A 25,325-nucleotide genomic window follows, 5' to 3' on the forward strand; every position below is an offset into this window, starting at 1 on the left:
GAGGGGCGATAAAGTCAAATAATAAAGGTATTCTTCTAAAATAATGTCTTTTTTTTAATATATTCTTGACAACGGTTTCTAAAAAGTGATATACTAGTTTCTGTAGAAGAAAAACTGATATATCACTTTCAGGATTTAAAGGAGAAATCATGGTGAAATTGCTTGATGATTATTTGATAAAAGATGAGGAATTTAAAAAAGCAAAAATTAAAATTCCTAACTTTAATCAAGACAAAGTTATAGAGTCAACAGCTGATAATCCAGTCTGGGTCCACTTTGGTGGAGGAAATCTTTTTAGATGTTTCCATGCGGTGGTCGCCCAAGACTTACTCAATCAAGGAGAACTCAACTCAGGTCTTATTGTGGCCGAAACTTATGATGATGAGGTAATTGATAAAATCTATCGGGCTTATAATAATCGTTTTCTGTCAGTGACAATGAAATCAGATGGAACTTTTGACAAAGAATTGATTGCGAGTGTTGCTGAAAGTTTTTATTTTAATGCAGAAAATACCGAGGGTTGGGCTCATTTAACAAAAGTCTTTGAAAATCCGTCTTTGCAATTGACAACTTTTTCGATTACAGAAAAAGGTTATTCACTACGGGATTCAAAAGATCAATTGACGCCTTTGGCACTTGAAGATACGCAAGGAAGAAGCAAGCCCAAAACCAATATGGGAGCCGTTACTTATCTCCTTTATGCAAGATTTAAAGCGGGTAAATTTCCGATTGCCATGGTGAGCACAGATAATTTTTCAGAGAATGGTTTGAAGTTACAAGAAGCGATTTTGACCATTGCTAAAGCTTGGGTGGAAAATGAAATCGTAGAACAAGATTTTTATGATTACCTTATCAATCCTAAAAAAGTTAGTTTCCCCTGGTCAATGATTGACCGAATTACACCCAATCCGTCTGAAAAAGTTGCAAAATTACTGACAGCTGATGGTTTTGAGGAAACAGAAATTTTACATAGTCAAAAACATACAAATATTGCTCCTTTTGGTAATACGGAAGAAGTTCATTATTTAGTGATTGAAGATACTTTTCCAAATGGCAGGCCGGCATTAGAAAAAGCTGGAGTTATCTTGACTGATCGTGAAACAGTCAATGATGCTGATCAGATGAAAGTTACCGCTTGTTTGAACCCCTTGCATACCGCTTTAGCTATTTTTGGAAGTTTATTAGATTATCATTCAATTTGGGAAGAAGTTGCCAATCCAGATTTGTTAGCACTCATTAAGAATTTGGGGTATGGCGAGGCTTTGCCTGTGGTTAAGAATCCGAAAATTATCAATCCGAAAGATTTTATTGACCAGTTATTGACTAAACGTTTACCAAATAAAAATATTCCAGATACACCACAGAGAATTGCGGCAGATACGTCACAAAAAATTCCTGTTCGCTATGGCGTAACGATTGGACACTATATTGCCAATCCAAGATTTTCTGTTAAAGAATTGGAATTTATTCCATTAGTCATTGCTGCTTGGTGCCGTTATTTAATCGGAATTAATGATGAGTTAGAAAGTTTTTCTCCAAGTCCTGACCCTCTTCTTGAAGAGTTGCAAGCTTTTGTTGCCGAGGTAAAATTAGATGGTAGTCAGCAAGAAATTCATGAAATTCTAAAACCTATCTTATCTAATCACCAAATTTTTCCAAATGAGATGTACCAAACAGGGCTAGCTCAAAAGATTGAAAATTACTTTGAGCAAATGCTTCAAGGCAAAGGAGCAGTGCTTAAGACACTGCAAATCGTCCTAAAAGAACACGGAAAAAATTACTGACAGGCTACTTATTTAGAACTGTCAGTAAAAAATATCTGAAAATTTACTGACAGAATGTTTAATTTTGAGCTGTCAGTAAAAATACTGCTATCAGTTTTCCATTTCTGCCAAATTCAGAAAAGAAAAAACTGACCAACTTTTTAATCAAGCTTTAGATAAAGTTTTGGCAGATTTGCAAAATCAAAATTACGAAATCATTGACGTACAACTTTCAGCTGGTCTTACCGCTTGGTGGGAAGCTACAGCACGCTATTTGATTTTATATAAATAAGATAAAGGAATAAAAAAATGGAAATGACAATGCGTTGGTTTGGTTCAAATGCAGATAAGATAAAACTTTCTGAAATTGCCCAAGTTCCAGGTGTTAAAGGAGTCGTTGGAATGATTATGGACATTCCAGCAGGAGAAATTTGGCCAAAGGAGAGAATCAAAGCACTTAAAGAAGAAATTGAAGCCGCAGGTTTAACTTTAAAAGTAATTGAATCTGTCAATATTCATGATGATATCAAAATTGGCTTGCCAACTCGTGATAAATATATTGAGAATTATAAAGAAACGATTCGAAATCTTGCTGAGTTTGGGATTGAAGTGATTTGCTATAATTTTATGCCTGTATTTGACTGGTTGAAATCAGATTTGGATTATCGTTTAGCTGATAATTCACAAACTATGGCTTTTGTTGCTAGAGATATTCCAGCAAACCCTCAGGAAATAATTGACCGCGTTCAAGCAGCTGATGGTGGCTTTTCACTCCCAGGTTGGGAACCTGAAAGATTATCAGAAGTCAGAGGACTCTTTGAGGCATACAAAAATGTCGATGAGCATAAATTGCGTGAAAATTTTGCTTATTTTCTAAAAGCAATCATTCCTACATGTGAAGAAGTTGGGATTAAAATGGCGGTTCACCCTGATGACCCTCCTTATCCTATGTTTGGGCTTCCTCGGGTGGTGAAAAATCGGGAAGATTTAGATTGGATATGTAATGTTGTAGATAGTCCGTCAAACGCGATTACGCTTTGTACGGGGTCGATTGCTGAAGATCCAGCTAATAATGTCTATGAAATTATGGCTGAATTTGTCAAAAGAGACCGAATTCCTTTTGCACATGTGCGGAATATTAAATTTTTGCCAAGTGGTGAAAAAGATTTTTACGAAGCTCCTCATATGTCGGAGTATGGTTCGCTTGATATGTATAAAATAATGAAAGCCATGTATGATAATGGTTTTGATGGCTATATTCGTCCAGACCATGGTCGAATGATTTGGGGAGAAACAGGACGCCCAGGCTACGGTTTATATGACCGAGCACTTGGAGCAAGTTATCTTAATGGGCTTTGGGAGGCGCTTGAGAAAACGAATCAGTAAATAAAAATGATATGAAGAAATCTATTTTAAAGAACTTTTTGTGAAAAAAATGTGCGGAGAATACTCTCCGCTAAAACTAAAACGTTGGAGTAAGCGTTTCACAAAGTTCACAAATTAACAAAGTTTATGGAAAATTTGTCAATTTTCACTGACAAAAATATAAAAATAGGAGAATCTGTTTAAAATGGCAGAAAAACAAAAAACTTCATGGGTTTATACCCCAAAAGCAATCAATACAAGGCGTGGTCTTCTTTACGGTTTGACTGATTTAATGGGCGGAGGCTGGAATAACATTGTTTCAGGAGTTATCTTTGTCTTTGTTCTTTCACAAGGAATTAGTCCTCTTTTTACAGGAGCAGTTTTGGGAATTGGTCGGATTATTGATGCCATCTGGTCCCTCTTTTTTGGGGCAATTACTGACCGTTTTTATCGAACAAGATTAGGACGAAAATATGGCCGACGTCATTTCTTTATTGCACTTGGCGGAATATTATTTGCGATTTTATTTCCAATGTTTTGGATTTCAACTAGCAGTTGGCAATATTATCTTTGGGTTTATGTTGCTATTGAGGTAGCGATTTCCATGATTTTAATTCCTTGGGAAACCTTGCCTACGGAAATGACGCCTGATTATAAAAAACGAACCACTCTTTCAGGGAGTCGAATGTTTATTTCAGCAACTGGAACGGCCATTGTCTTCTTTACCTTAGCTGTACTTAAGTCATTTAATAATCCTAATGCTTATCTTTATACGGGAATTACTTGGACAGTCATTTTTGTCATTGCCATTTTCACTTCATGGCGAGCAAGCTGGGAACGTCCTTTAACTCCAGAATTTCTAGCAGAATTAGATGCTCAACCACGACTTGGATTTAGTGGATTTATGAAAAAAACAGTGACAGATTACTTTGGCACTTTCAAAAATAAATCATTCAGAAAACATTTATTGGTTTATCTCCTCTCATTTACAGGAAAAGATTTCTATTCTACACTACTCCCAACTTTTATCGTGATTGGATTGTCCGGAACATCTGCCAATGCTCCGTGGGTTCTCCAAGCACTCTCAGCATTTGGTATTCTATCGACCATTGCCGCAGTAAAATTAATGGTCACTCGTGGTCCGAAATATTTATTTACTTTGAGTTATTTGGCGATTATTGTGGCCATGTTAGGTTATTTTGTTATCTATTTGACAGGGATTAATAATCCAATGTGGATGCTTGTGATTGTTTCCATTATTTATCAACTTGGACGAGGAATTTTAGAATTTACTCCTTGGAATGTTTTCCCTTTTATACCCGATGTTGACCGAATTTTTACACATGGCGATAAAGCGGGCGTATACGCTTCTGTCATGACTTTCTTTCGTAAATCAACAGGGGCACTTGCAACATATATTGCTGGTTGGGCTCTTGAAGAAATTGGATTTAATTCCACAACAATGACGACTCATGCAAATACGCCAATAGGCATTCAACACGGAATTATGTTGATTTTCATCTTTGTTCCAATTGGAATGTTAGCGGCCGCATTGATTGCAGCTCGCACCTTTAAACTTAATCGAGCCAATCATGATATTTTAAAAGCAGAATTGCAACGTCTTGAAGAAGGTGGCTCAAAAGCTGATGTAACTCTTGAAACACGTCAGGTCGTTGAATTACTGACAGGTCATCCTTACGAAAAATGTTGGCCTGACCAAGCAGACATTTAATGACAAAAGCTTAAAAGTTTAGTGACAGGCGCTGTCACTAAATTTATCGGAGAAAAACGATGAAAAATCAATTGTTAACACTAAAAAATAATGAGCTTACTATTCAAATTAATCCAAAAGGGGCTGAATTAACTCATGTAATTGAGAATAAAAATAAATTTGATTTTATTTGGAATGGTTCTGAGTGGCCAAAACATGCCCCAATTTTATTTCCGGCTATTGGACGTTCAACTGATGATGAATATTTGTTGGACCAGAAGATTTATCCGATGCAACAACATGGGTTTGCTTCAGATTATTTCTTTGAAATTATTGACCAGAAAGAAGATCAGGTAAGTTTGTCATTAAAAGATAACAAGGAAACTTATCAATCCTACCCTTTTCAATTTGAATTAAAAGTCACTTATCAACTGGTCAGTAAAAAATTGAAGATTCAATTTGAAATAAAAAATCTGTCAGTAAAAAAATTGACTTTTGCCTTAGGATTTCATCCAGCTTTTAACCTGTCAGCAAATTTTGAAGATTACCAGATTTCCTTTGAAACTAAAGATAGGACTTTAAAACAATTTGAAATTGTCAAAAATCCATTTCCTTTTCGTTCAGGAAAAATCATAGAAATTAATAAAGCTGTCAGTAATTTTCCACTTGAAAGAGAGTTCTTTGAAAAAGGGCTCGTCATTTTTGACAATAAAATCGAGGAGGTGAAACTTTTTTCACAAGAGACAGATTATCAAATGACCATGAAAATGACGGATTTTCCTTATCTTTGCTTGTGGACGAAAGAAGACGAAAATCTTTCTTACCTCTGTATTGAACCCTTCCAAGGACTGCCTGATATTCTCAATCAAAAACAAGAACTCTTGCAAAAAGAAGGAAATATCAGCTTAAAATCAAATGAATCAAAAACTTACGAAGTTGAATTAACTTTTAATAGTAATAAAGGAGAATCATGAAATTTTTATCAGAAGATTTTTTACTAACGAATGAAAGTGCCAAGATGCTCTTTCACAAACATGCAGAAAAAATGCCAATTATTGATTATCATTGCCATCTTGAACCCGCAGAAATTTATGAAAATAAAAAATATGAAAATTTAACACAAATTTGGCTAGGTGAGGATCATTATAAATGGCGTTTGCTCCGTGCGAATGGCATTCCTGAAAAATTGATTACTGGAGATGGAGATGATTATGAAAAGTTTTTAGCATTTGCTAAAACACTTGAAAAATCATTTGGTAATCCAATTTATGAATGGACTCATCTGGAATTAAAACGATTTTTCCATATTGATAAGTTGATTTCAAGCGAGACAGCCAAAGAAATTTGGGATGAAGCGAACCAAATGCTTGCCACAGATGATTTCAGACCACGCGCATTGATTAAAAATTCACAGGTAAAAGTTGTTTGTACAACAGATGACCCTGTTTCAACGCTTTCTTATCATGAATTATTAGCCAAAGAGGAAAAAGATTTCAAAGTTTTGCCAGCTTTAAGACCAGACCATTTAATTTCGATTACTGACGGACATTTTGCAGACTATTTGACAGAGCTGTCAGCAGTTTCTGGAATTGAAATAAAAGGTTTTAAGACGATGATTAAGGCACTTGAACAAAGATTTGAATTTTTCACAAGCCTTGATGGACGTTTGTCTGACCATTCCTTATCTACCTATACTTTTGCAGAAACTAAAAATGTGGATTTAGACTCTATCCTTCAGAAAGCCAAAGAAAATCAAACTTTAACAGACCTAGAATATAATCAATACATTACAGCATTAATCCTTGAAATTATGAAATTAAATAAAAAATTTGAATGGACAATGCAACTCCATGTTAACGTCAACCGTTCTATCAATGGCCCAGCCTTAAGTAAAATTGGTGAAAATACTGGATTTGATAGCATGGGAACTCAAGCTAATATTTCTGAGGAATTAACCAAACTCTTTAGCAAAGCAGCAGAACTTGAAACGATACCAAAAACCATTCTATACTCCCTTAATCAAAATGATTGGCTTGAATTAGCCACAATGATTGGCTGTTTTCAAGGTGAAGGAGTGCAACAATTACAACTTGGAGCTGGTTGGTGGTTCAATGACACCAAAAAAGGAATGGAAAACCAATTAGAGATTTTTGCTTCACAAAGTTTATTGTCCAATTTTGTAGGAATGTTGACAGATTCACGGAGCTTTTTAAGTTATCCACGTCATGAATATTTCCGTCGCGTCCTCTGTAATTTTGTTGGACAATTGATTGAAAATGGTAGAATCCCTGATAATGAAGCACTTGTTGGAAAAATGATTGAAGATATTAGTTATAATAATGTGCATGATTATTTTGGATTTTTCAAAGATGAGGACTCTAAGCAATGACTGAATTTATAACACTTGGCGAACCTTTAGTCGTTCTTGCCTCAGAAAATCAAGATATAAGTCTAGCTGCAGCTGAGCATTTCAGCAAATATTTAGCTGGTGCGGAGCTAAATGTTGCGATTGGTTTGAGTCGTCTAGGACATAAAGGAATTTATATTTCTAAAGTCGGAGAGGATTCATTTGGGAATTTTATTATTGAGTCAGTCAAAAAAGCGGAGATTGAAACGACCTATCTCACCAAAGATAAAAACTATTCAACAGGCTTTTATTTAAAACAAAAAGTAAGTGAGGGCGACCCAAAAGTTGATTATTATCGCAAAAATTCTGCAGCGGCCAATTTATCTATTGCTGAACTAAAAGCTCTAGATTTATCAGGGATAAAAATTGCGCATCTCTCAGGAATTTTTCCAGCCCTTTCAGAAACTAGTTTAAAAACTTTTCAAGGATTCAATCAAAAATTAAATGAAGCAGATATTTTAACCATTTTCGATCCAAATTTACGACCTGTACTTTGGGATAATCAAGAAAAAATGATAAGAATAATCAATGATTTAGCAAAGCAAAGTCAAATCATTCTGCCAGGAATAAATGAAGGTGAAATCTTGACCGGTTCATCTGAACCAGAAAAAATCGCTGATTTTTACCTTGAGCAAAGCCCTCTCACAAAGATTGTAGTTGTCAAATTAGGCGCTGACGGTGCTTTTGTAAAATTAAAAAATGGTGAACAATATTTTGTTTCTGGATTTAAAGTAGCAAAAGTTGTTGATACGGTTGGAGCAGGAGACGGATTCGCCGTTGGTCTTGAGTCTGCCTTACTTGAAGGAAAAACCTTAAAAGAAGCTGTCAAGCGCGCCTGTGCCGTTGGAGCATTAGCAGTTCAAAGCTCAGGAGATAGTGAAGGTTATCCCACAAAAGAAGAATTGAAAGCATTTTACAAGGAGATGTAGTCATGCAAAGAGCAGAATTATTAAATAAAGTGATTCAATCAGGAGTCGTCTCGGTCGTCCGAGCTGAGAGTGGCGAAAAAGCATTAAAAATCGTAGAAGCTGTCGTCTCAGGTGGAATCACTTCTATCGAATTGACCTATTCAGTCCCGCGAGCTAACGAAGTTATTTCTGATTTGGTAGCCAAGTATCTAGGAACAGATGTAGTGATCGGAGCAGGGACAGTTTTAGATCCGACTTCTGCTCGTTTGGCCATTGTTGCAGGGGCTCAATTTATTGTCAGTCCAAGTTTTAACAAAGAGGTCGCCAAGATATGTAATCTTTATCAGATTCCCTATGTTCCGGGAATTTTAACTCCACTCGAAGCTCAAAAAGCTTTAGAATATGGGTCAGAGTTAATCAAACTCTTCCCAGGTGATATTACAGGTCCCAAAATGATAAAAGACTTAAAAGGACCATTTCCTTATATTAATATCCTTCCATCGGGAGGGGTAAATGTTGATAATGTTGCTGAATGGTTCGCCGCAGGAGCAGTAGCTGTAAGTGCTGGAGGTGGGGTCACAGCTCCAGCAGCCAACAACAATTATAGTGCGGTCACTGAAAATGCCAAGAAATTTATGGCAGCATTTAAGGCAGCTAAGAAATAAGAATCAGCTATTAATTTTCCCTTTTGAATAATAAAAAACTTCATTTTTTGGAGTTTTTTTATTTTCTAAAGTTCAGTCCAATTATTTTTTTTTTAGTAAAAGTAATTTGGGCTGTAAGCGCTATATTTTGGTAAAATAATTGAGTTATAATAAAAAATACAAGGGAGCGTTTTTATGATTAATTATGATTTAGACATTCTCTTTTTTTCAAAACATAAATTATGGAAATTAGAGCGAATATTGGAGATCACTGATCTAGATAAAGAAAAATTTTATCGAATATTGGAGGAATTTAATCAAAAATTTGAAAATCAAGGTTTAAAAAAATTAGATTATAAAAATGAATGCTTAGCAATTTTTGATAAAATAGAAAATTTTGAAGAAACTCGTTATTCTATCAATCAAAAGACATTTATTTTATCAGAAGTTGAAAGACGTTCCCTTATATATCTACTTATTTTTACAAATGAATCTTCCCTCTCAATAGCTCTTTTTCAAAAATATCTTCAAGTAAGTAAAAATACGGTTTTAAGTGATTTAAAAAAACTTAGAGAGGAGCTTATGAGCAAAAATATTCAGATTGAATATTCAAGAAAAAAAGGATTTTACCTTAATTTTGAGGAGAAAATTTTACAGGAGAAGGCTTGGTATTATTTGCAAAATTTATCTGAGTATGCAGGATTTTATATCTTATCAAAAGTTTTAAATGATAAAGATCCATTAACTATTTTTAAGAATAATCAGCTATTGAAAAAGATAATGCAAGAACTACAGATTGAGGTTGTTTATAGTCGATATCTTTCGACATTACTGTTTACAAGTCTGCTCAAGTGTAGAGGTTTTGAAAAGGGGAGTGAAAATATTAATGAGCTACTCAAATCATTAATTATTGGGATGTCGGATGGAAAAAATACAATTGAGCAAGACAACGGTTTATACCGAATGGCCTTTAACATTATGGAAAATGTTATGAAACTAGCAGCAATTGAATTCGATGATTTCACAAAGACCTTTATGGCACTATTAGCTCACCTAACTCCTGCATACTATCGATTAAAAAATCATTTTGAATTAAAAAATGTCCTGCTTGAACGGATAAAAAAAGAGTACCACTCCTTGTTTTTACTGATGGATAACGTCCTTCAACCATTAAAAGAAGAGGTCGGTGAAATTTCAGAATCTGAGAAAGCTTATTTTGTCATTTTATTTGGTGGAGAGATTTATAAAAATAAGTACTCAGGTAAATCATTAAAAGCAATTGTACTGTGTGTAAATGGAATTAGTTCGAGTTTAATTATGCAAAAAAGACTAGAGAGTTTATTCCCGACAATGGAATTTATTCTGAGTGCTCGAGTCTCTCACTTTGAAAAATTACCTATAAATTCATATGATATTATTTTTTCAACAGTTCCTGTAAAGTCAGACAAAAAAGTTTATCTTATGTCAGCTTTTCCAGAACAGCGTGAAGAAAACAAGCTCTATAATCAAGTTTTGCAAGATTTTCAGCTCCCAGGTTTTATAAAACCATCTGCTCAAACTATATTAGATTCAATAGAACCTTACATTATTATAAAAAAACCAGCAAGTAAACTGGATTTAATAAAAATTATTGAAAAAAAATTAAATCGTACTAGAAAAGAAGGGAAACTATCAGGAGTTATGCTAACAGATTTACTTACAAAAGAAAAAATAAATTTTACCAATAGAGAATTGACCTGGCAAGAAGCAATTGAATTAGCTGCACAACCCCTTCTTGATAAACATGAAATTGAAGAGCGTTATATCAAAGCTATTATTGATAAAGTAGAAGCTTTCGGCCCTTATATTGACTTAGGATTGGGAATTGCCCTTCCTCATGCTCGCCCAGAGGAAGGGGTCAAAAAAATAGGAATGTCATTTTTAAGATGTGAACATCCAGTAAAGTTAATGAACGATGATAAGCATGAAATTAAACTTTTTATTGTTTTAGCAGCTATTGATAATGAGACCCATCTTAGAGCTTTGTCAACACTTACTAAGATATTATCAAATAAAGAATACTTGGGTCAGTTACTTGCAGCAACAAATGCAACAGAAGTTGAACAAATACTTTTAGAAGAAGAAGAAGGAGAAAAATAATATGAAATTTGCATGTGTATGTCAATCTGGGTTAGGAACGAGTTTTATGGTTCAAATGAACATTCAGTCATTATTAGAAGAATCAGGAGTAAATATTGATAATTTCGAATTGGAGCATATGGATGTTGGGTCAGCAACACCAGATGCAGCGGATTATTTTTTTGTTGAGGCAACATTAGTATCTGCTCTTCCTAATATTCCCACAGAAAAAATTATGCCACTTCAGTCAATTATTGATAAAGAAGTTGCGCGTGAAGCACTTTATAAAGTGCTTGATGAAAATAACATAAGTCATCAATAAGAAAAAATAAATCGAATCTATAAAGTACAAAATTTTTCTAGACTAGAGGAGAAAAATAAAATGAATGGTATTTTAAACTTTATTGTATCAGTCGCAACTACTCCAGCGCTTTTAGTTGGATTAATTGCAATGTTGGGATTGATTTTGCAGAAAAAAACAGCAAGTACAGTTATCCAAGGTTCAATTAAAACATTTGCAGGTTTTTTGGTTTTGACTGGGGGTGCGGGGATATTAGTTACCTCATTGAATCCCTTTGCAACGATGTTTCAACATGTCTTTAATGCTAAGGGAGTTGTGCCATCCAATGAAGCGGTGGTTGCTTTAGCATTAGTGAAGTATGGAACACCCGCAGCCTTAATTATGATTGTGGGATTTATTGTCAATGTAATACTTGCACGTTTTACAAGATTTAAATATATTTTCTTGACTGGGCAAGCAATGCTCTATGTATCAACAATGTCAGCTGTTGTACTTATTTCTGCTGGACTAGGAAATGGTTGGTTGACAATCTTGTTAGGAGGAATATTTGAAGGAACATTGCTGACAATCACACCCGCTCTAACTCAACGCTATATGCGGAAGATCACTAGTAATGATGGAGTTGCAATGGGCCATACTGGCAATATGGGCTATGCTCTATCCGGTTGGCTTGGAGAAAAATTTGGAAATAAGGATCCAGAAAAATCAACTGAAAAATTAAATATCCCTAAAAACCTTGGGTTTTTGAGAGATTCTACTGTTTCTATTTCTCTAGTAATGATGGTTGTCTATATTATTTTAGCTTTAATTGCAGGTCCTCGTTTTGTTGAAAGTCCAGCTTTGTCTGCTGGAACTAATTATATTGTCTATGCGGTCATTCAAGCAGGGACTTTTGCAGCAGGATTTGTGGTTGTTCTTCAAGGTGTTCGTATGATTTTGTCAGAAATTATTCCAGCATTTCAAGGGATTGCTAAAAAGCTTGTTCCTAACTCCAAACCAGCATTAGATGTTCCAATAGTATTTCCTTATGCGCCCAATGCTGTTTTAATTGGATTTTTTGTCTCATTTATTGTTGGAGTTATTTCTATGCTAATAATGCTTGGCTTAGGAACAACTGTGATTATTCCTGGTGTTGTTGGTATCTTCTTTTGTGGAGGAGCAGCAGGAGTTTATGGCAATGCTTTTGGAGGTTTGCGTGGGGCGATTATCGGCTCAACAGCGAATGGATTACTGCTAGCTTGGGGTCCACTATTAATTCTGCCTGCCTTAGGTTCGTTTGGAGCGAATTCTGCATCGACCTTTGCAGATTCAGATTATATTGTTTCAGGAGGATTGCTTGGGGTAATTGGCAAAGCTGGATCAATAGCATTAATTTCCTTTATAATAATTTTTCTCTTGATTGTATTAATGACGAGTTTGATTTTGAATAGAAGAGATAAAATTAATTCAAAAAGCAAAGAATTATAATTGAAAAAATAAATTTTTTGAAGATTTATAAAACAGGTCAACCGCAACCTTTCCCACCAAAATTAAAAAGATTTTCATATAAAAACATAAAAAAAGAAAAAAATTTTAATTTCAGAGAATGAAAACCGTTTCTAACTTGTGTTATAATGTGAGTATAAATAAAAAATATGGAGAAATCTTATGTTTGATACTACTGATCAATTGGCTGTAAATACGATTCGTACTCTATCATTAGATGCGATTCAAAAAGCAAATTCAGGACATCCTGGACTTCCAATGGGCTCTGCACCAATGGCTTATGTACTTTGGAGCAAATTTCTTAATGTGAACCCTAAGACAAGTCGTAAATGGTCAAATCGTGACCGTTTTGTCTTGTCTGCTGGTCATGGTTCTGCAATGTTATATAGTTTATTACATTTGGCAGGTTATAATGTAACGACTGATGATTTAAAAGGTTTCCGTCAATGGCAATCAAAAACACCGGGACATCCAGAAGTTAATCATACAGACGGTGTCGAAGCAACAACAGGTCCTTTAGGACAAGGAATTGCCAATGCTGTCGGAATGGCAATGGCTGAAGCACATTTAGCTGCACAATACAATAAACCTGGTTTTGATATTGTTGACCATTACACTTACGCCTTAAATGGTGATGGTGATTTGATGGAAGGTGTTTCACAAGAAGCAGCTTCACTTGCAGGTAAATTGAAACTTGGTAAATTGATTCTTTTCTATGATTCAAATAATATTTCTCTAGATGGTGACTTATCAATGTCATTTATTGATGATATTCAAAAACGTTTTGAATCATATGGCTGGCAACATTTATTGGTAAAAGATGGAAATGATTTAGAAGAAATTGCAGCAGCTGTTGAAGTAGCTAAAGCTGAAAAATCTAAACCAACAATCATTGAAGTTAAAACAGTCATTGGTTTTGGTGCCGAAAAACAAGGAACTTCAGCAGTTCACGGAGCTCCTCTTGGAGCTGAAGGTGTTGCATTTGCCAAGAAAGCATATGGTTGGGATTACCCTGAATTTACAGTTCCTGAAGAAGTATCAAAACGCTTTTTAGAAACGACAGTTGCGCGTGGTGAAGCGATGGAGCAAGTATGGCGCAGTACTTTTGATGATTATTCTGAAAAATACCCTGAGCTTGCTGAGCAATACGCAAAAGCTTTTGAAAATGAAACGCCAGAGCTTACTTTGACCAAGCATGAAATGGAAACAAGCAAGGCCAGCCGTGTAACTTCACAAGAAGCTATCCAAGAATTATCAGCTCAAATGCCAAATCTTTGGGGTGGGTCTGCTGACCTTTCGGCTTCAAATAATACAATGGTTAAAGTTGAAGAAGACTTCATGCCAGATAACTATGCTGGACGTAATATTTGGTTTGGTGTACGTGAATTTGCAATGGGAGCCATTATGAATGGGATTGCTTTGCATGGTGGAACTCGTGTCTATGGCGGAACATTCTTCGTCTTTTCAAACTACATGCTTCCTTCTGTTCGGATGGCTGCTCTACAAAGCTTGCCAGTCACTTATGTTTGGACACATGATTCCATTGCTGTTGGGGAAGATGGTCCAACTCACGAACCTGTTGAACAATTAGCTTCTGTTCGCTCAATTCCTAATTTGGATGTAATTCGTCCAGCTGATGGAAATGAAGTAGTGGCTGCATGGCGTCGTGCTGCATCAAGTAAAAGCCGTCCAACTGCACTTATTTTGACTCGTCAAAATCTTCCAGTTTTACCTGATACTTATGAATTGGCTGAAGAAGGTCTGAATCGTGGGGCTTATATTCTTTCAAAAGAAGAAGGAAAACTTGAAGGAATCATCATTGCGACGGGTTCAGAAGTAGCATTAGCTCTTGAAGCCAAGAAGACTTTGGGTTCTGGCATTCGTGTCGTTTCAATGCCTTCAATGAATATTTTTGATGAACAAGACGCAGCTTATCGCGAAGAAATTTTACCAAAAGCTGTAAGACGTCGTTTGGCGATTGAAGCTGGTACAAGTTACGGATGGGGTAAATATGTTGGACTTGATGGTGCAACAGTTACAGTAGATACTTGGGGCGCTTCGGCACCAGCAAATATCGTTCTTCCAGCTTACGGATTTACTGCTGAAAATGTAGTTAAAGTATACAAAGAGCTTGACTAATATTGAAAAAGGAGTTCTGATTTTTTGTCAGAGCTCTTTTGATTACAAACAAGTCTGTCAGTAAATTTTAATTAAAAAATAGAAAGGAACTAAGATGGGGATTTTACTTGCAATTATTGTGGGAGTAGCTTCAATTTTGAACTTAATGTATGGACAAAATCAGCCAATCCAATATTTACTGACAGTTCTGTCAGTAATATCTTTAATCATTTATCGTGGGAAAAGAACTAAAAGGGTTCATTATAATGGATATGGTCAGAATTATTTTACGATAGGATTTACTATTTGTATCCTTAGTTTTGTGGGAACGGTAGGAATTTTGATTGGCTTCTTGTTTCATTTAGCATAATATGGTAAAATTTAACTATGCGATGAGTCGAATAATTCTACTTTGTAGAATTTCGAAGCTAAGGAATACTGGGAAATTGGGTTTTCCGCGCAGGAAGCGTGAGTATTTGTCAAATTGTGTGAACCTTTTTGACACACTTTTAGTGCCTTTAAAAGTCCTCGAAAGAGGGCTTTTTTTACGTAACGATTAAAATAATTAATAAAAAATTCTTGTTATAATCAGATGAATACAATGCTGAAAAAAGATATAAACAATCTATTGTAGGAGTTAATCATATTTTCGATGTTATTATTAGCAAGAGTTAAGAAAAATATGATAAAATTGAAGTGTCAACATCTTTATATATTTTTTAAAATAGAAAGGAAATTATCATGGATGTTTCATGGATGACAAAATATATTGCTGAGGGATTGGGAACTATGCTTCTCGTCTTGCTTGGTAATGGTACAATTGCTGGGGTAACCCTCAAAGGCTCTAAAAATGAGGGCATGGGTGGTCTTGCAATTGCATGGGGATACGGAATTGCGATTTTAGTTCCTGTACTTGCTTTTGCAAATGTTTCAGGTGCACATATTAACCCAGCAATTACAATTGGACTCGCTTCAGCTGGTTATTTCCCTTGGGCACATGTTGCACAATATATTTTGGCACAACTTATTGGTGCAATTATTGGTCAATTACTTGTTGTAGCGATTTATAAAGAATACTTCGCTAAAACTAATGACGGAGCAATTTCTTTAGGCGCTTTTTCAACAACTAACGCTTTGGATAATGGTTCAAATCGTGGAAAAGCAATTTTCAACGGATTTATCAATGAAGTAATCGGAATGTTTGTATTTGTTTTCGGAATTCTCAGTTTTACAACGAACTTCTTTGGTGCAGAATCAATCAAATGGATGACAAGCTACGCTCAACAACAAGGAGCTGATGTTACAGCGAATGCAACAGTAAGCCAAATTTGGGCTTCTGTTTCAGGCGCTTCATCATCTAAAATGATTGGCGCGCTTGCTATTGGTTTGATGTTTGTTGGTTTGGTTACAGCATTTGGTGGACCAACTGGTGCAGCATTGAATCCAGCACGTGACCTTGGTCCTCGTATCGTTTATAGCTTCTTACCACAATCAGTTGTTGGTGAAAATAAAGACGCTAAATGGTGGTACGCTTGGGTTCCAGTTGTTGCCACAATCGTTGGTGCAGTAATTGCAGCTACAGTCTTTAAACTTATGTTTAAATAAAAACAAAAATTTCTGTCGAAAGGCAGATTTTTTCTTGCCCTTATAACTTAAAAGCGCTATAATAATTATAATTTACTGAAAAGGACAGACAATTATGACACAATATAATATCGCCGTCGTTGGTGTTACTGGTGCCGTGGGTACACGTATGCTTGAACAATTAGAAGAATCTACACTTCCTATAGAAACCGTACGTGCGCTTGCAAGTAAACGTTCGGCAGGAAAAATTGTTGAATTTAAGGGTCAAGAGCTTGTTGTAGAAGAATTGACTGAGGATAGTTTTGAAGGCATTGATATTGCTCTTTTTTCAGCTGGAGGCTCAGTATCAGAAAAATACGCCCCTTATGCTGTAAAAGCTGGAGCTGTTGTCGTAGATAACACCTCATTTTTCCGTCAAAACCCTAATGTCCCTTTGGTTGTTCCAGAAGTTAATGCACATGCTTTGGAAAAACACAATGGAATAATTGCTTGTCCTAATTGCTCAACGATTCAAATGATGGTTGCTTTAGAGCCGATTCGTCAAGCTTATGGGCTTGAGCGAGTAATTGTCAGCACTTATCAAGCGGTCTCTGGTGCGGGTCAATCAGCAATTAATGAAACAAATCGTGAACTCCAAGAAGCACTTGATGGAAAAGCACTGACAGAATTGTCAGCAGAAATTTTACCGTCTGCTGGAGATAAAAAACATTATCCAATTGCTTACAATGCGCTTGCACAAATTGATGTATTTACTGACAACGATTATACTTATGAAGAAATGAAAATGACAAATGAAACCAAGAAAATCATGGAAGATGATTCAATTGCGGTTTCGGCAACTTGTGTCAGAATTCCAGTTCTTTACGGTCATTCTGAGTCAGTTTATGTTGAAACAAAAAAAGTAGCAGACATTGATGAGGTTAAACGTTTGATTTCTGAATTCCCAGGAGCTGTTTTAGAAGATGATGTTGCTCATCAAATTTATCCACAAGCCATTAATTCAGTTGGTCGTCGTGAAACTTTTGTGGGTCGTATTCGCCGTGATTTGGATGCAGCAAATGGGATTCATCTTTGGGTAGTTTCTGACAATTTACTCAAAGGAGCAGCTTGGAATTCTGTTCAAATTGCTGAAACGCTACATGAGCGTGGCTTAGTTAGACCAACTCATGAGTTAAAATTTGAACTGAAATAAGGTCTGTTAAATGAGTTATATCAGTAAAATTCGTTAAAAAATTGGTCATGAGCTTTTGATTTATCTGGGAGCAGGCGTTATTGTCTATTCTGATGAAAAAATCCTCTTACAAAAACGTAAAGATAATGGAACTTGGGCTTTACATGCGGGTGGCATAGAAGTTGGTGAAGAACTTGAGGAAACTGCTCGCCGAGAATTATTTGAAGAAACGGGACTAAAAGCAGGTAAACTTGAGCTTTTAGGAATTTATTCAGGACAAGACCGTTTTATGACTTATCCCAATATGGATCAAGTTTATATGCCAGGCATTTATTATATTTGTCGAGATTTCACAGGGAGTTTAAGACCACAAATGAGTGAAGTTGAAGAGCTGAAATGGTTTAAATTTAAAGAAATTCCAAAAAATATTCATGAGCCAAATCGCCGTGTTATCGAAGATTTCATCCAATTAATTGGGAAAGAATAATAATAAATTAGACTGTATAAAAATAAAATTTTTGACCTCATTTACTAAAGTATGCTATAATGGGTCAAACAAAATTAGAGGTTGCGAAGACGAAGAAGTTAGTGGAGCGGTGAACGCACTGAAGCTGATGGCGGCGTTCTTTGCCGAAAGAAAAATTGTCACAGAATTTTTCTTGGGCTGTGTGGTTAAATCCTACAGACTGTCTTTCTGTCAGTACTGACAGAAAGGGGAGCTAATCAAAATCATTTTTGACGAACTTTTGAGAACCTCTTTTGCATAAAAAGAGGTTCTTTTTGACCTCTTGCCAAGAGCTTGTCAGTAAGCTCACACATAAGGAGAAATTATGTCAGCAAAAGAAACAATTGAAAAATTACAAAATGCACGTATCATCACGGCCCTAGTGACCCCCTTTAAAGAAAATGGCCAAATTAATTTTGAAGCATTTCCTAAGCTCATTGAGGATTTACTTGCTAATCATACGGAAGGCCTTATCTTAGCTGGAACAACGGCTGAATCGCCTACTCTTACTCATGATGAAGAATTGGAAATTTTTGCTGCGGTTAATAAAATAGTGGCTGGCCGTATTCCATTGATTGCGGGTGTTGGGACTAATGACACACGTGATTCGGTTGAATTTGTCAAAGAAGTTGCTGAACTTGGTTACATCGATGCGGGACTTGCAGTTACTCCTTATTACAACAAACCTTCTCAAGAAGGAATTTATCAACATTTTAAAGCCATTGCTACTGCGAGTGATTTGCCAATTATTTTGTATAATATTCCAGGAAGGGTGGTCACTGAAATTCAGGTAGAGACCATCTTACGTTTAGCAGAACTGGAAAATGTAATTGCCATCAAAGAATGTACAAATACTGATAATCTGGCTTATCTTATTGAAAAGCTACCCAAAGATTTTTTAGTTTATACTGGAGAAGATGGGTTAGCTTTTCACGCTAAAGCTTTGGGAGGTCAGGGTGTAATCTCGGTTGCCAGCCATATCCTAGGTCAAGAATTTTTTGAAATGTTTGCAGAAATAGACCGGGGCTCTATCCAAAAAGCAGCGGCTATCCAAAGAAAAATATTACCCAAAATAAATGCACTTTTTAGTGTCACAAGTCCGGCCCCAATCAAAACGGTTTTGAATGCAAAAGGATATGAAGTCGGTGGCTTACGTCTACCACTTGTAGCTTGTACTACTGAGGAAAGTAAAATAATTCTTGAAAAAATTGGAAATTAAAAAATACCCTTTTAGGGTATTTTTCTTTATAAAAGTAGGTCAATATTCAATTGATTTAATCTTATTATTCGATTCCAAAAGACTCATTAACGAAGCGACCTCATAAGCTTTTGGTAAGTTCAAATATAGCTCTGTTTTTAAAGAATTATTTGATTTTTTTTCAACTTTTATACTAAGAATTTTGACATCTTCCTCTTTCAGCTGTTGTTGCAACAGTTGAAGACCTTCAAAATCTTCTAATTGCAGAATAAGATGATCGCTCGTCGCTGATTTTATCCATCGATAATTTTGGTGTAAAATAATTTGAAAAAGTAAAATAAGTAAAGTAGCTACAATACCTATAAAATATAATCCAGAACCGATAGCCATCCCAATACCAGAAGTTGCCCAAATTCCAGCCGCAGTAGTCAATCCATTAACGGATTGATTGTGAACAAAAATCATTCCAGCTCCTAAAAAGCCAATACCACTTACAATTTGAGCCGCAATTCTGGAAGGATCAAGATTGACTCCATGGGTACTGATGATGTCCATAAAACCATATTTTGAGACAATAATCATTAAAGCAGCACTCAAAGCAACAATTAAATGAGTACGTGTGCCAGCATTTTTGGAACGGCTATTTCTTTCATAACCAATGGCATATCCACATACCCCAGCTAATATTAATCGAATTAACCAATCAAGTTGTGTTAAGAAAGTAATCTGCATAAAATTTCCTCCTTGTCATTTAAAACTTACCTTCCATTATATCGCTATTTTGATTAGAAAAAAAGTAAGACCCATAAAAAATGAAACTGACTTGCTTTTTTACTTGCTTTGGGTTAAACTTATATTAGTGTATTCTCGGTAGAGATTGGAATGCCAATCTCTTTTATTTTAATTCTAAGTAGAATTATCTTTTCAATATCGCTTGTCCCACTCGACCGATTTCGAGAGTGAATATGGCAAGGAAATTGCTAAAAACAGGACTGTAAATTTACTGACAGAATTTGTCAATAACTTACAGATTCTTTTTATATCGAAAAAATTATAAATTACACTGACAAGAAAGGTTTTTATGTCTAATATTAAAATCACTCCATTAGGTGGTGTGCGTGAATTTGGTAAGAACATGTATTTAGTTGAGGTTGAAGAGCAAATTTTTGTGCTTGATGCAGGACTTAAATATGCTGAAATGGATCAACTTGGTGTTGACTTTGTTATTCCTGATATTACATATCTTTTAGAAAATGCGGATCGTGTCGCAGGAATTTTCTTGACTCACGGACATGCTGATTCAATTGGTGCTTTGCCTTATATCGTTTCTGAATTAAAAGTTCCTGTTTTTGGTTCAGAATTAACAATCGAACTTGCAAAAATTAATGTCAAAAATTATGCTGACAGTCGCAAATTCAACGATTTTCATGTTGTAACTGAAGATACAGAAATTGATTTTGGTAAAGCCGTCATTTCATTCTTCTCAACAACACATACAATTCCAGAAAGCTTAGGAATTGTGATTTCTACAAATGACGGAAACATTGTTTATACAGGTGATTTCCGTTTTGATCCAGCTGTTGCGAAAGGCTATCGTACCAATATGCGCCGATTGGCTGAAATCGGAAATAGTGGAGTCCTTGCTTTACTTTCATCATCACCAAATGCTTTGTCAACAATGCAATCTGCTAGTGAGCATGAAATTTATGAAAAAATTTATGACTATATTGATGACAATGAAGGGCGGGTCATTATTGCTTGTAACGCAGGTAATTTAGGACGAATTCAACAAACGATTGATTCTGCCATTAAACTTGGACGTCGTGTTGCTTTTACAGGCGAAGATATGGACCAAATCATCGAAACAGCAACTCGTCTTAACAAATTACAAATTGTTGATAAAAAATCAATTATTAAACCAGCAGAAATTAAAAAATATGCTGACAATGAATTAGTTATTTTAGAAACAGGACGAATGGGTGAACCACTTAAATCTCTTGGAGACATGGCTCATCGTCGTCATAAATACGTTAAAATTAAAGATGGAGATTTAGTACTTGCTGTTACAAGTCCATCTGTCTCTTATGAAACAACAATTGCTCGTATTGAAAATGAAATCTATAAAGCTGGTGGAGTCATGAAAATGTTGGCTTCAGATTTGAAAATATCTGGTCACGCGAATGCTCGTGATTTGCAATTCTTACTTGATATCTTCCGTCCAAAAAATTTGATTCCAATCCAAGGTGAGTATCGTGAACTTAGTGCCCATGCTGATTTAGCAATGGAAATGGACATTTTGCCAGAACATATCTTTATCGCTAAACGTGGTGAAACAGTCAGTTTGGAAAATGGAGACATGATCCCATCTGGTGTTATTCAAGCTGAAAATGTTATGATTGACGGTTCAGGAGTTGGAGATATCGGTTCAGTTGTTTTACGTGACCGTAAAGTGTTATCAGAAGATGGTATTTTCATTGCCGTTATCACAATTTCTAAGACTGAACGTAAAATCGTCAGCAAATCTCGTGTTCACACTCGTGGTTTTGTTTATGTTAAAACTTCACGTGATCTGATGCGTGAAGCTGGTGAGTTGGTCAACGAAACTGTTGATAAATATCTTTCTGGAAAAGAATTTGATTGGGCAGAAATCAAAGGTTCTATCCGTGATGCTCTTGGAAAATTTTTATACGAGCAAACAAAACGTAAACCAGTGATTCTTCCAGTAGTTATGGAAGCACGTCAACCTCAAGATTTAAATAAACGTTACACTAAAAAAAATCATAATAAAAAATAAAAGTTACAAAACCTCCATTTTTTCGTATAGAAAGTTAGGAGGTTTTTTATGTCTCAAAAATCAATAAAGAAAATAACGATGACTGTTGGAGTAGGATTACTGACAGCCACTCTTAATCCCACATTTTTGAATCATCAGTTGGTGACAGAATTGCTGGTGGAGGCCACGACAAGTAAAATTACATATACTGATGAGCAAAAAATTACTTACAATCTTGATAAAGTTTCACTGACAGCTGAAGTTGCCTCCTATGCTGGCTTAGCGGGAGCTGATATTGTAATTCCAGATATCATTGTAAATAACGGTCAAACCTATGCAATAACATCAATTGGAACTTATGCATTTTCAAATAGTGGAATTCGTTCGGTTATTATCGGAAATAATGTTGTAGATATTAATACTAGTGCCTTTCAAACAACAACAGCTTTTCCTGACTATTATAAGAAATCACTGACAAAAGTAGTTTTAGGAGCAAAAGTCCAAAATATAAAAACAGATGCTTTTGCTGGAAACGCCATAAGTAGTATAGAATTTCCAAATTCTGTCCTAAAGATTGCGACAAGAACTTTTGCAAATAATAATTTAACAGAACTTTCATTGGGCTCAAATATCACAGAAATTATGGCCAAAGCCTTTCAAAGTAACCAAATCACTACAATAGAATTTGCTGATGAATCATTGACAATAGTAGATTCAGCGGCCTTTTCTGGGAGTCCCGTTCAAAGCTTGACTTTGGGAATTGGAGTGACTTTGGCTGATGACGTGTTCAATAAAACGAGTCCTTTATTTGGTCAGTTATCAGATTTACCGACAGATGGAATTCGGACAATTTCTGTCAATTCTAGTGGTCTTTTTGATAAAAGTTGGATAAATTCTGACAGTTCACAATCGACTTCTGTGAGTACAGAAAATGCAGATACAACCCCTGTCTCTTCTTCCAATTCAGTAGAGCAAGTTGATGTTGCCAGTTCAGAATCGACACAAGAGGCAAATTCGGCTTCACTCTATCCAATATCTGAAGCGAGTAGTGTTACAGATAATACTTTAAATTCAATCTCTTCTTTAGATAGTAGTATTTCTAGCTCACAAACAGAGAATAGTCAGTCAGGAGCTTCCAGTACAGCAGAAATCAGTTATGATTCAGAAAACTCAAATAGTTTGTCTTCTTCAAACCAAATCAATTCCAATTCAAATAGTGAAAAGGATTCAAACCAATCCTCATTAGGTTCGAGTATGTCCTCTAACGAAGAAAGTGAGCATTCTAATTCTTCCAATATCAACGAAACGAATAATAGTTCAGAAATAACCAATATTTTACCATCATCAAATCCGACAGAAAGTAATTCAGTATCAGATCAAACAAGTTCTGAAGCTTCAACCAATTCAAATAGTAGTATCAGTTTATCTCCCTCAAACATAAGTTCGACTTCTGTTTTGGAATCAACAACTAGTTCGTCAAATTTCTCTAATGTAGCAGAAGTAGCTAATAATTCCTTAACTTCCGTAAACAATAGTTCAAGTTCAGTTTTATCCAGTACAAGCGCAGTTGATAATTTAGAAATCAATCAATCTGGTTCTAATAATCTTACAAAGGATAGCACGGAAATATCTACTTCAGAAGCCTTTTTGTCTTCAAATCAAACAAGTTCTGAAGCTTCAACCAATTCAAATAGTAGTATCAGTTTATTCCCCTCAAACATAAGTTCGACTTCTGTTTTGGAATCAACAACTAGTTCGCCAGATTTCTCTAATGTAGCAGAAGTAGCTAATAATTCCCTAGCCTCCGTAAACAATAATTTAAGTTCAGTTTTATCCAGTACAAGCACAGCTGATAATTTAGAAATCAATCAATCTAGTTCTGATAATCTTACAAAGGATAGCACGGAAATATCTACTTCAGGAGCCGTTTCGACTTCAAATCAAACAAGTTCTGAAGCTTCAAGCAATTCAATGAGCAGTATAAATTCACCATCATCAAGTATGAGTTTAACTTCCAACTCAGAATCAGCAACTAATCAGTCTAATTCTTCCGAAGCAACAGAAGTAGATAATAATTCATCAACTCATTCTTTAGATATTTTAAATGGTGGTTCAAATGATAGTTTAGGTTCAGATTCTTCAAACCTTAGTAGTATCTCTAATTTGGAAACGAATCAAACTTTTTCGTCCAAACCAAGTGAAGTAAATAATATATCAGAAAACCCTAAGAAAGTTTCTTCTTCAAATTCAGTTCAAGAAAACTCAACAGACCATGAAATGTCTACTAACCCAAAAAGTAGCATAAGTTCACCTATCAGCACAATTTCTAGCTCACAACCAAAAGAGAGTCAATCGAATCTACTTAATACAACAGTTGGAATCAACAAACCAATAACTTTTAATAATTCGTCATCAGAAAATTCCGCTGCCTCTATTCTAACTAGTTATTCAAATAATAACTCAGAATCATCAGAAATAGGATATTTAAATATATCTAATGAGGCACAAAGAGACAATCATTCAGAAGTTTCTCATAGTTTGCCAACTTCAACTTCAAATTCAAATGAAAACAACGTGTCTTCAATACAATCACAAGCAATTTTAGAAAGTTCTAAAAGCTCAACAAATAAGAGAAGTTCATCATTATCAATTATAAACTCAACTTCTCACCCACAAAATGAAGATAATCAGTCAAATTCTTCTGGTGAAGTAAAATCAAATAATAATATAGAGTCAAGTTTAGATCAATTAAATTCCATAAGTAACAAAACTCATGTGAATTCTTTGACTAGCCAAAAACTATCAGTAATTTACACCTTACCAAGCAAATTAAAAGTGACGAATGAAAAAAATAAAAATTCAAATACAATAAGCAAAGAAAAACTCATCAGAACTTCTCAAAAAAATGATGAAAGTCAAAATTTAGGACAAATAACTGCTCTTGACTTATCTTTTAACAAAAAGGTAGAGACTTTGGAAGATTCTAAAACAGTTGCAGATAAAGTTCCTGATAATGAAAATGGTGACCAGAGTCAAAATAATAAAACGAATACTATTGATAAAGATAAAGGTTTTTTCAAAAGTTCTGAATTTAATTCTAAAATACTTGATAGTGACAATCATATTTTAAAGAAAACTGATCTTATAAAAAAACAGGGCCTGATAAGTGACAATTTTTTCATTGGACTAATAACAATTTTAGGAGCTTGTTTTATTTTCATATTTATATTATTTAAAAAGAAAAAAAGAGTGAAAAAAGATATCGACTAGAACT

At 35.1% G+C, this 25,325-nt stretch carries 19 protein-coding genes and 1 riboswitch; of the genes, 18 read left to right on the forward strand and 1 reads right to left on the reverse strand.

The genetic code is table 11. From position 1 onward, the window contains the following. Positions 1 to 149: 149 nt before the first annotated feature. The 16 genes from AB6B24_RS01650 to dapA all read left to right on the forward strand — a co-directional run bounded on the left by AB6B24_RS01650 (position 150) and on the right by dapA (position 19,299). On the forward strand, positions 150 to 1,784 hold the full coding sequence (locus AB6B24_RS01650; protein WP_311803054.1) for a mannitol dehydrogenase family protein: 1,635 nt from the start codon (positions 150 to 152) through the stop codon (positions 1,782 to 1,784). 288 nt (positions 1,785 to 2,072) lie between these two features. After that, positions 2,073 to 3,149 (forward strand): mannonate dehydratase, encoded by a 1,077-nt coding sequence (gene uxuA / locus AB6B24_RS01655; RefSeq protein WP_098393347.1) that lies wholly within the window; start codon positions 2,073 to 2,075, stop codon positions 3,147 to 3,149. 184 nt (positions 3,150 to 3,333) lie between these two features. Beyond that, positions 3,334 to 4,860, forward strand: a complete 1,527-nt coding sequence (locus tag AB6B24_RS01660) for an MFS transporter (RefSeq protein WP_311803055.1) — start codon at positions 3,334 to 3,336, stop codon at positions 4,858 to 4,860. 59 nt (positions 4,861 to 4,919) lie between these two features. Further along, positions 4,920 to 5,813, forward strand: coding sequence for an aldose 1-epimerase family protein (locus tag AB6B24_RS01665; RefSeq protein WP_311803056.1), 894 nt, complete (start codon positions 4,920 to 4,922; stop codon positions 5,811 to 5,813). Beyond that, positions 5,810 to 7,228, forward strand: a complete 1,419-nt coding sequence (uxaC, locus tag AB6B24_RS01670) for a glucuronate isomerase (protein ID WP_311803057.1) — start codon at positions 5,810 to 5,812, stop codon at positions 7,226 to 7,228. The genes AB6B24_RS01665 and uxaC overlap by 4 nt, the downstream gene beginning before the upstream one ends. After that, positions 7,225 to 8,175: a sugar kinase gene (locus AB6B24_RS01675; protein ID WP_311803058.1), complete on the forward strand. Its 951-nt coding sequence runs from the start codon at positions 7,225 to 7,227 to the stop codon at positions 8,173 to 8,175. Before uxaC ends, AB6B24_RS01675 begins: the two co-directional genes overlap by 4 nt. 2 nt (positions 8,176 to 8,177) lie before the next feature. Continuing rightward, positions 8,178 to 8,819 (forward strand): bifunctional 4-hydroxy-2-oxoglutarate aldolase/2-dehydro-3-deoxy-phosphogluconate aldolase, encoded by a 642-nt coding sequence (locus tag AB6B24_RS01680; protein ID WP_311803059.1) that lies wholly within the window; start codon positions 8,178 to 8,180, stop codon positions 8,817 to 8,819. Positions 8,820 to 8,993: 174 nt separating this feature from the next. Beyond that, entirely contained in the window at positions 8,994 to 10,937 is a 1,944-nt protein-coding gene (locus AB6B24_RS01685; protein WP_311803060.1) for a PTS sugar transporter subunit IIA, read from the forward strand. Between the two features lies 1 nt (position 10,938). Then, complete coding sequence (locus AB6B24_RS01690) at positions 10,939 to 11,238, forward strand: PTS sugar transporter subunit IIB (RefSeq protein ID WP_012898229.1); 300 nt, start codon at positions 10,939 to 10,941, stop codon at positions 11,236 to 11,238. A 60-nt stretch (positions 11,239 to 11,298) separates the two neighbouring features. Then, on the forward strand, positions 11,299 to 12,684 hold the full coding sequence (locus tag AB6B24_RS01695) for a PTS ascorbate transporter subunit IIC (protein ID WP_058204844.1): 1,386 nt from the start codon (positions 11,299 to 11,301) through the stop codon (positions 12,682 to 12,684). Between the two features lie 180 nt (positions 12,685 to 12,864). Next, positions 12,865 to 14,841 (forward strand): transketolase, encoded by a 1,977-nt coding sequence (tkt, locus tag AB6B24_RS01700; RefSeq protein ID WP_311803061.1) that lies wholly within the window; start codon positions 12,865 to 12,867, stop codon positions 14,839 to 14,841. 94 nt (positions 14,842 to 14,935) lie between these two features. After that, complete coding sequence (locus AB6B24_RS01705; RefSeq protein WP_003129418.1) at positions 14,936 to 15,190, forward strand: hypothetical protein; 255 nt, start codon at positions 14,936 to 14,938, stop codon at positions 15,188 to 15,190. Positions 15,191 to 15,561: 371 nt separating this feature from the next. Next, positions 15,562 to 16,425 (forward strand): MIP/aquaporin family protein, encoded by an 864-nt coding sequence (locus AB6B24_RS01710; RefSeq protein ID WP_003129417.1) that lies wholly within the window; start codon positions 15,562 to 15,564, stop codon positions 16,423 to 16,425. A gap of 94 nt (positions 16,426 to 16,519) precedes the next feature. Further along, positions 16,520 to 17,596: an aspartate-semialdehyde dehydrogenase gene (locus AB6B24_RS01715; RefSeq protein WP_017864824.1), complete on the forward strand. Its 1,077-nt coding sequence runs from the start codon at positions 16,520 to 16,522 to the stop codon at positions 17,594 to 17,596. 55 nt (positions 17,597 to 17,651) lie between these two features. Further along, the gene (locus tag AB6B24_RS01720) at positions 17,652 to 18,062 is read left to right on the forward strand and encodes an NUDIX hydrolase (RefSeq protein ID WP_311803063.1); all 411 of its coding nucleotides are present in this window, start codon (positions 17,652 to 17,654) and stop codon (positions 18,060 to 18,062) included. Positions 18,063 to 18,129: 67 nt separating this feature from the next. Then, positions 18,130 to 18,305: riboswitch (Lysine riboswitch) on the forward strand. Between the two features lie 100 nt (positions 18,306 to 18,405). Next, positions 18,406 to 19,299, forward strand: a complete 894-nt coding sequence (gene dapA, locus AB6B24_RS01725) for a 4-hydroxy-tetrahydrodipicolinate synthase (protein WP_311803064.1) — start codon at positions 18,406 to 18,408, stop codon at positions 19,297 to 19,299. Between the two features lie 39 nt (positions 19,300 to 19,338). Here dapA and AB6B24_RS01730 read toward each other — a convergent pair whose 3' ends face one another. After that, positions 19,339 to 20,010 carry an MgtC/SapB family protein gene (locus AB6B24_RS01730; RefSeq protein WP_311803065.1) on the reverse strand — a complete coding sequence of 224 codons (672 nt, stop codon included), beginning with the start codon at positions 20,008 to 20,010 and terminating at the stop codon, positions 19,339 to 19,341. Between the two features lie 349 nt (positions 20,011 to 20,359). Between AB6B24_RS01730 and AB6B24_RS01735 the strand changes: the two genes are divergently transcribed. Continuing rightward, positions 20,360 to 22,072, forward strand: coding sequence for a ribonuclease J (locus AB6B24_RS01735; RefSeq protein ID WP_311803066.1), 1,713 nt, complete (start codon positions 20,360 to 20,362; stop codon positions 22,070 to 22,072). A gap of 48 nt (positions 22,073 to 22,120) precedes the next feature. After that, positions 22,121 to 25,321: a leucine-rich repeat domain-containing protein gene (locus tag AB6B24_RS01740; protein WP_369164057.1), complete on the forward strand. Its 3,201-nt coding sequence runs from the start codon at positions 22,121 to 22,123 to the stop codon at positions 25,319 to 25,321. Positions 25,322 to 25,325 lie beyond the last annotated feature (4 nt).

Origin of the sequence: Lactococcus sp. AK05 (assembly GCF_041026685.1) — a bacterium.
Classification (GTDB): Bacteria; Bacillota; Bacilli; order Lactobacillales; family Streptococcaceae; genus Lactococcus; species Lactococcus lactis.

Excerpts from the sequence above, each read along its gene's own strand:
- AB6B24_RS01705 (WP_003129418.1), top strand. The coding sequence starts at position 14,936 with ATGGGGATTTTACTTGCAATTATTGTGGGAGTAGCTTCAATTTTGAAC.
- dapA (WP_311803064.1), top strand. The coding sequence starts at position 18,406 with ATGTCAGCAAAAGAAACAATTGAAAAATTACAAAATGCACGTATCATC.
- AB6B24_RS01665 (WP_311803056.1), top strand. The coding sequence starts at position 4,920 with ATGAAAAATCAATTGTTAACACTAAAAAATAATGAGCTTACTATTCAA.
- AB6B24_RS01740 (WP_369164057.1), top strand. The coding sequence starts at position 22,121 with ATGTCTCAAAAATCAATAAAGAAAATAACGATGACTGTTGGAGTAGGA.
- AB6B24_RS01690 (WP_012898229.1), top strand. The coding sequence starts at position 10,939 with ATGAAATTTGCATGTGTATGTCAATCTGGGTTAGGAACGAGTTTTATG.
- uxuA (WP_098393347.1), top strand. The coding sequence starts at position 2,073 with ATGGAAATGACAATGCGTTGGTTTGGTTCAAATGCAGATAAGATAAAA.
- AB6B24_RS01715 (WP_017864824.1), top strand. The coding sequence starts at position 16,520 with ATGACACAATATAATATCGCCGTCGTTGGTGTTACTGGTGCCGTGGGT.
- AB6B24_RS01675 (WP_311803058.1), top strand. The coding sequence starts at position 7,225 with ATGACTGAATTTATAACACTTGGCGAACCTTTAGTCGTTCTTGCCTCA.
- AB6B24_RS01730 (WP_311803065.1), bottom strand. The coding sequence starts at position 20,010 with ATGCAGATTACTTTCTTAACACAACTTGATTGGTTAATTCGATTAATA.
- tkt (WP_311803061.1), top strand. The coding sequence starts at position 12,865 with ATGTTTGATACTACTGATCAATTGGCTGTAAATACGATTCGTACTCTA.
- AB6B24_RS01735 (WP_311803066.1), top strand. The coding sequence starts at position 20,360 with ATGTCTAATATTAAAATCACTCCATTAGGTGGTGTGCGTGAATTTGGT.
- AB6B24_RS01710 (WP_003129417.1), top strand. The coding sequence starts at position 15,562 with ATGGATGTTTCATGGATGACAAAATATATTGCTGAGGGATTGGGAACT.
- AB6B24_RS01695 (WP_058204844.1), top strand. The coding sequence starts at position 11,299 with ATGAATGGTATTTTAAACTTTATTGTATCAGTCGCAACTACTCCAGCG.
- uxaC (WP_311803057.1), top strand. The coding sequence starts at position 5,810 with ATGAAATTTTTATCAGAAGATTTTTTACTAACGAATGAAAGTGCCAAG.
- AB6B24_RS01680 (WP_311803059.1), top strand. The coding sequence starts at position 8,178 with ATGCAAAGAGCAGAATTATTAAATAAAGTGATTCAATCAGGAGTCGTC.
- AB6B24_RS01660 (WP_311803055.1), top strand. The coding sequence starts at position 3,334 with ATGGCAGAAAAACAAAAAACTTCATGGGTTTATACCCCAAAAGCAATC.
- AB6B24_RS01650 (WP_311803054.1), top strand. The coding sequence starts at position 150 with ATGGTGAAATTGCTTGATGATTATTTGATAAAAGATGAGGAATTTAAA.
- AB6B24_RS01685 (WP_311803060.1), top strand. The coding sequence starts at position 8,994 with ATGATTAATTATGATTTAGACATTCTCTTTTTTTCAAAACATAAATTA.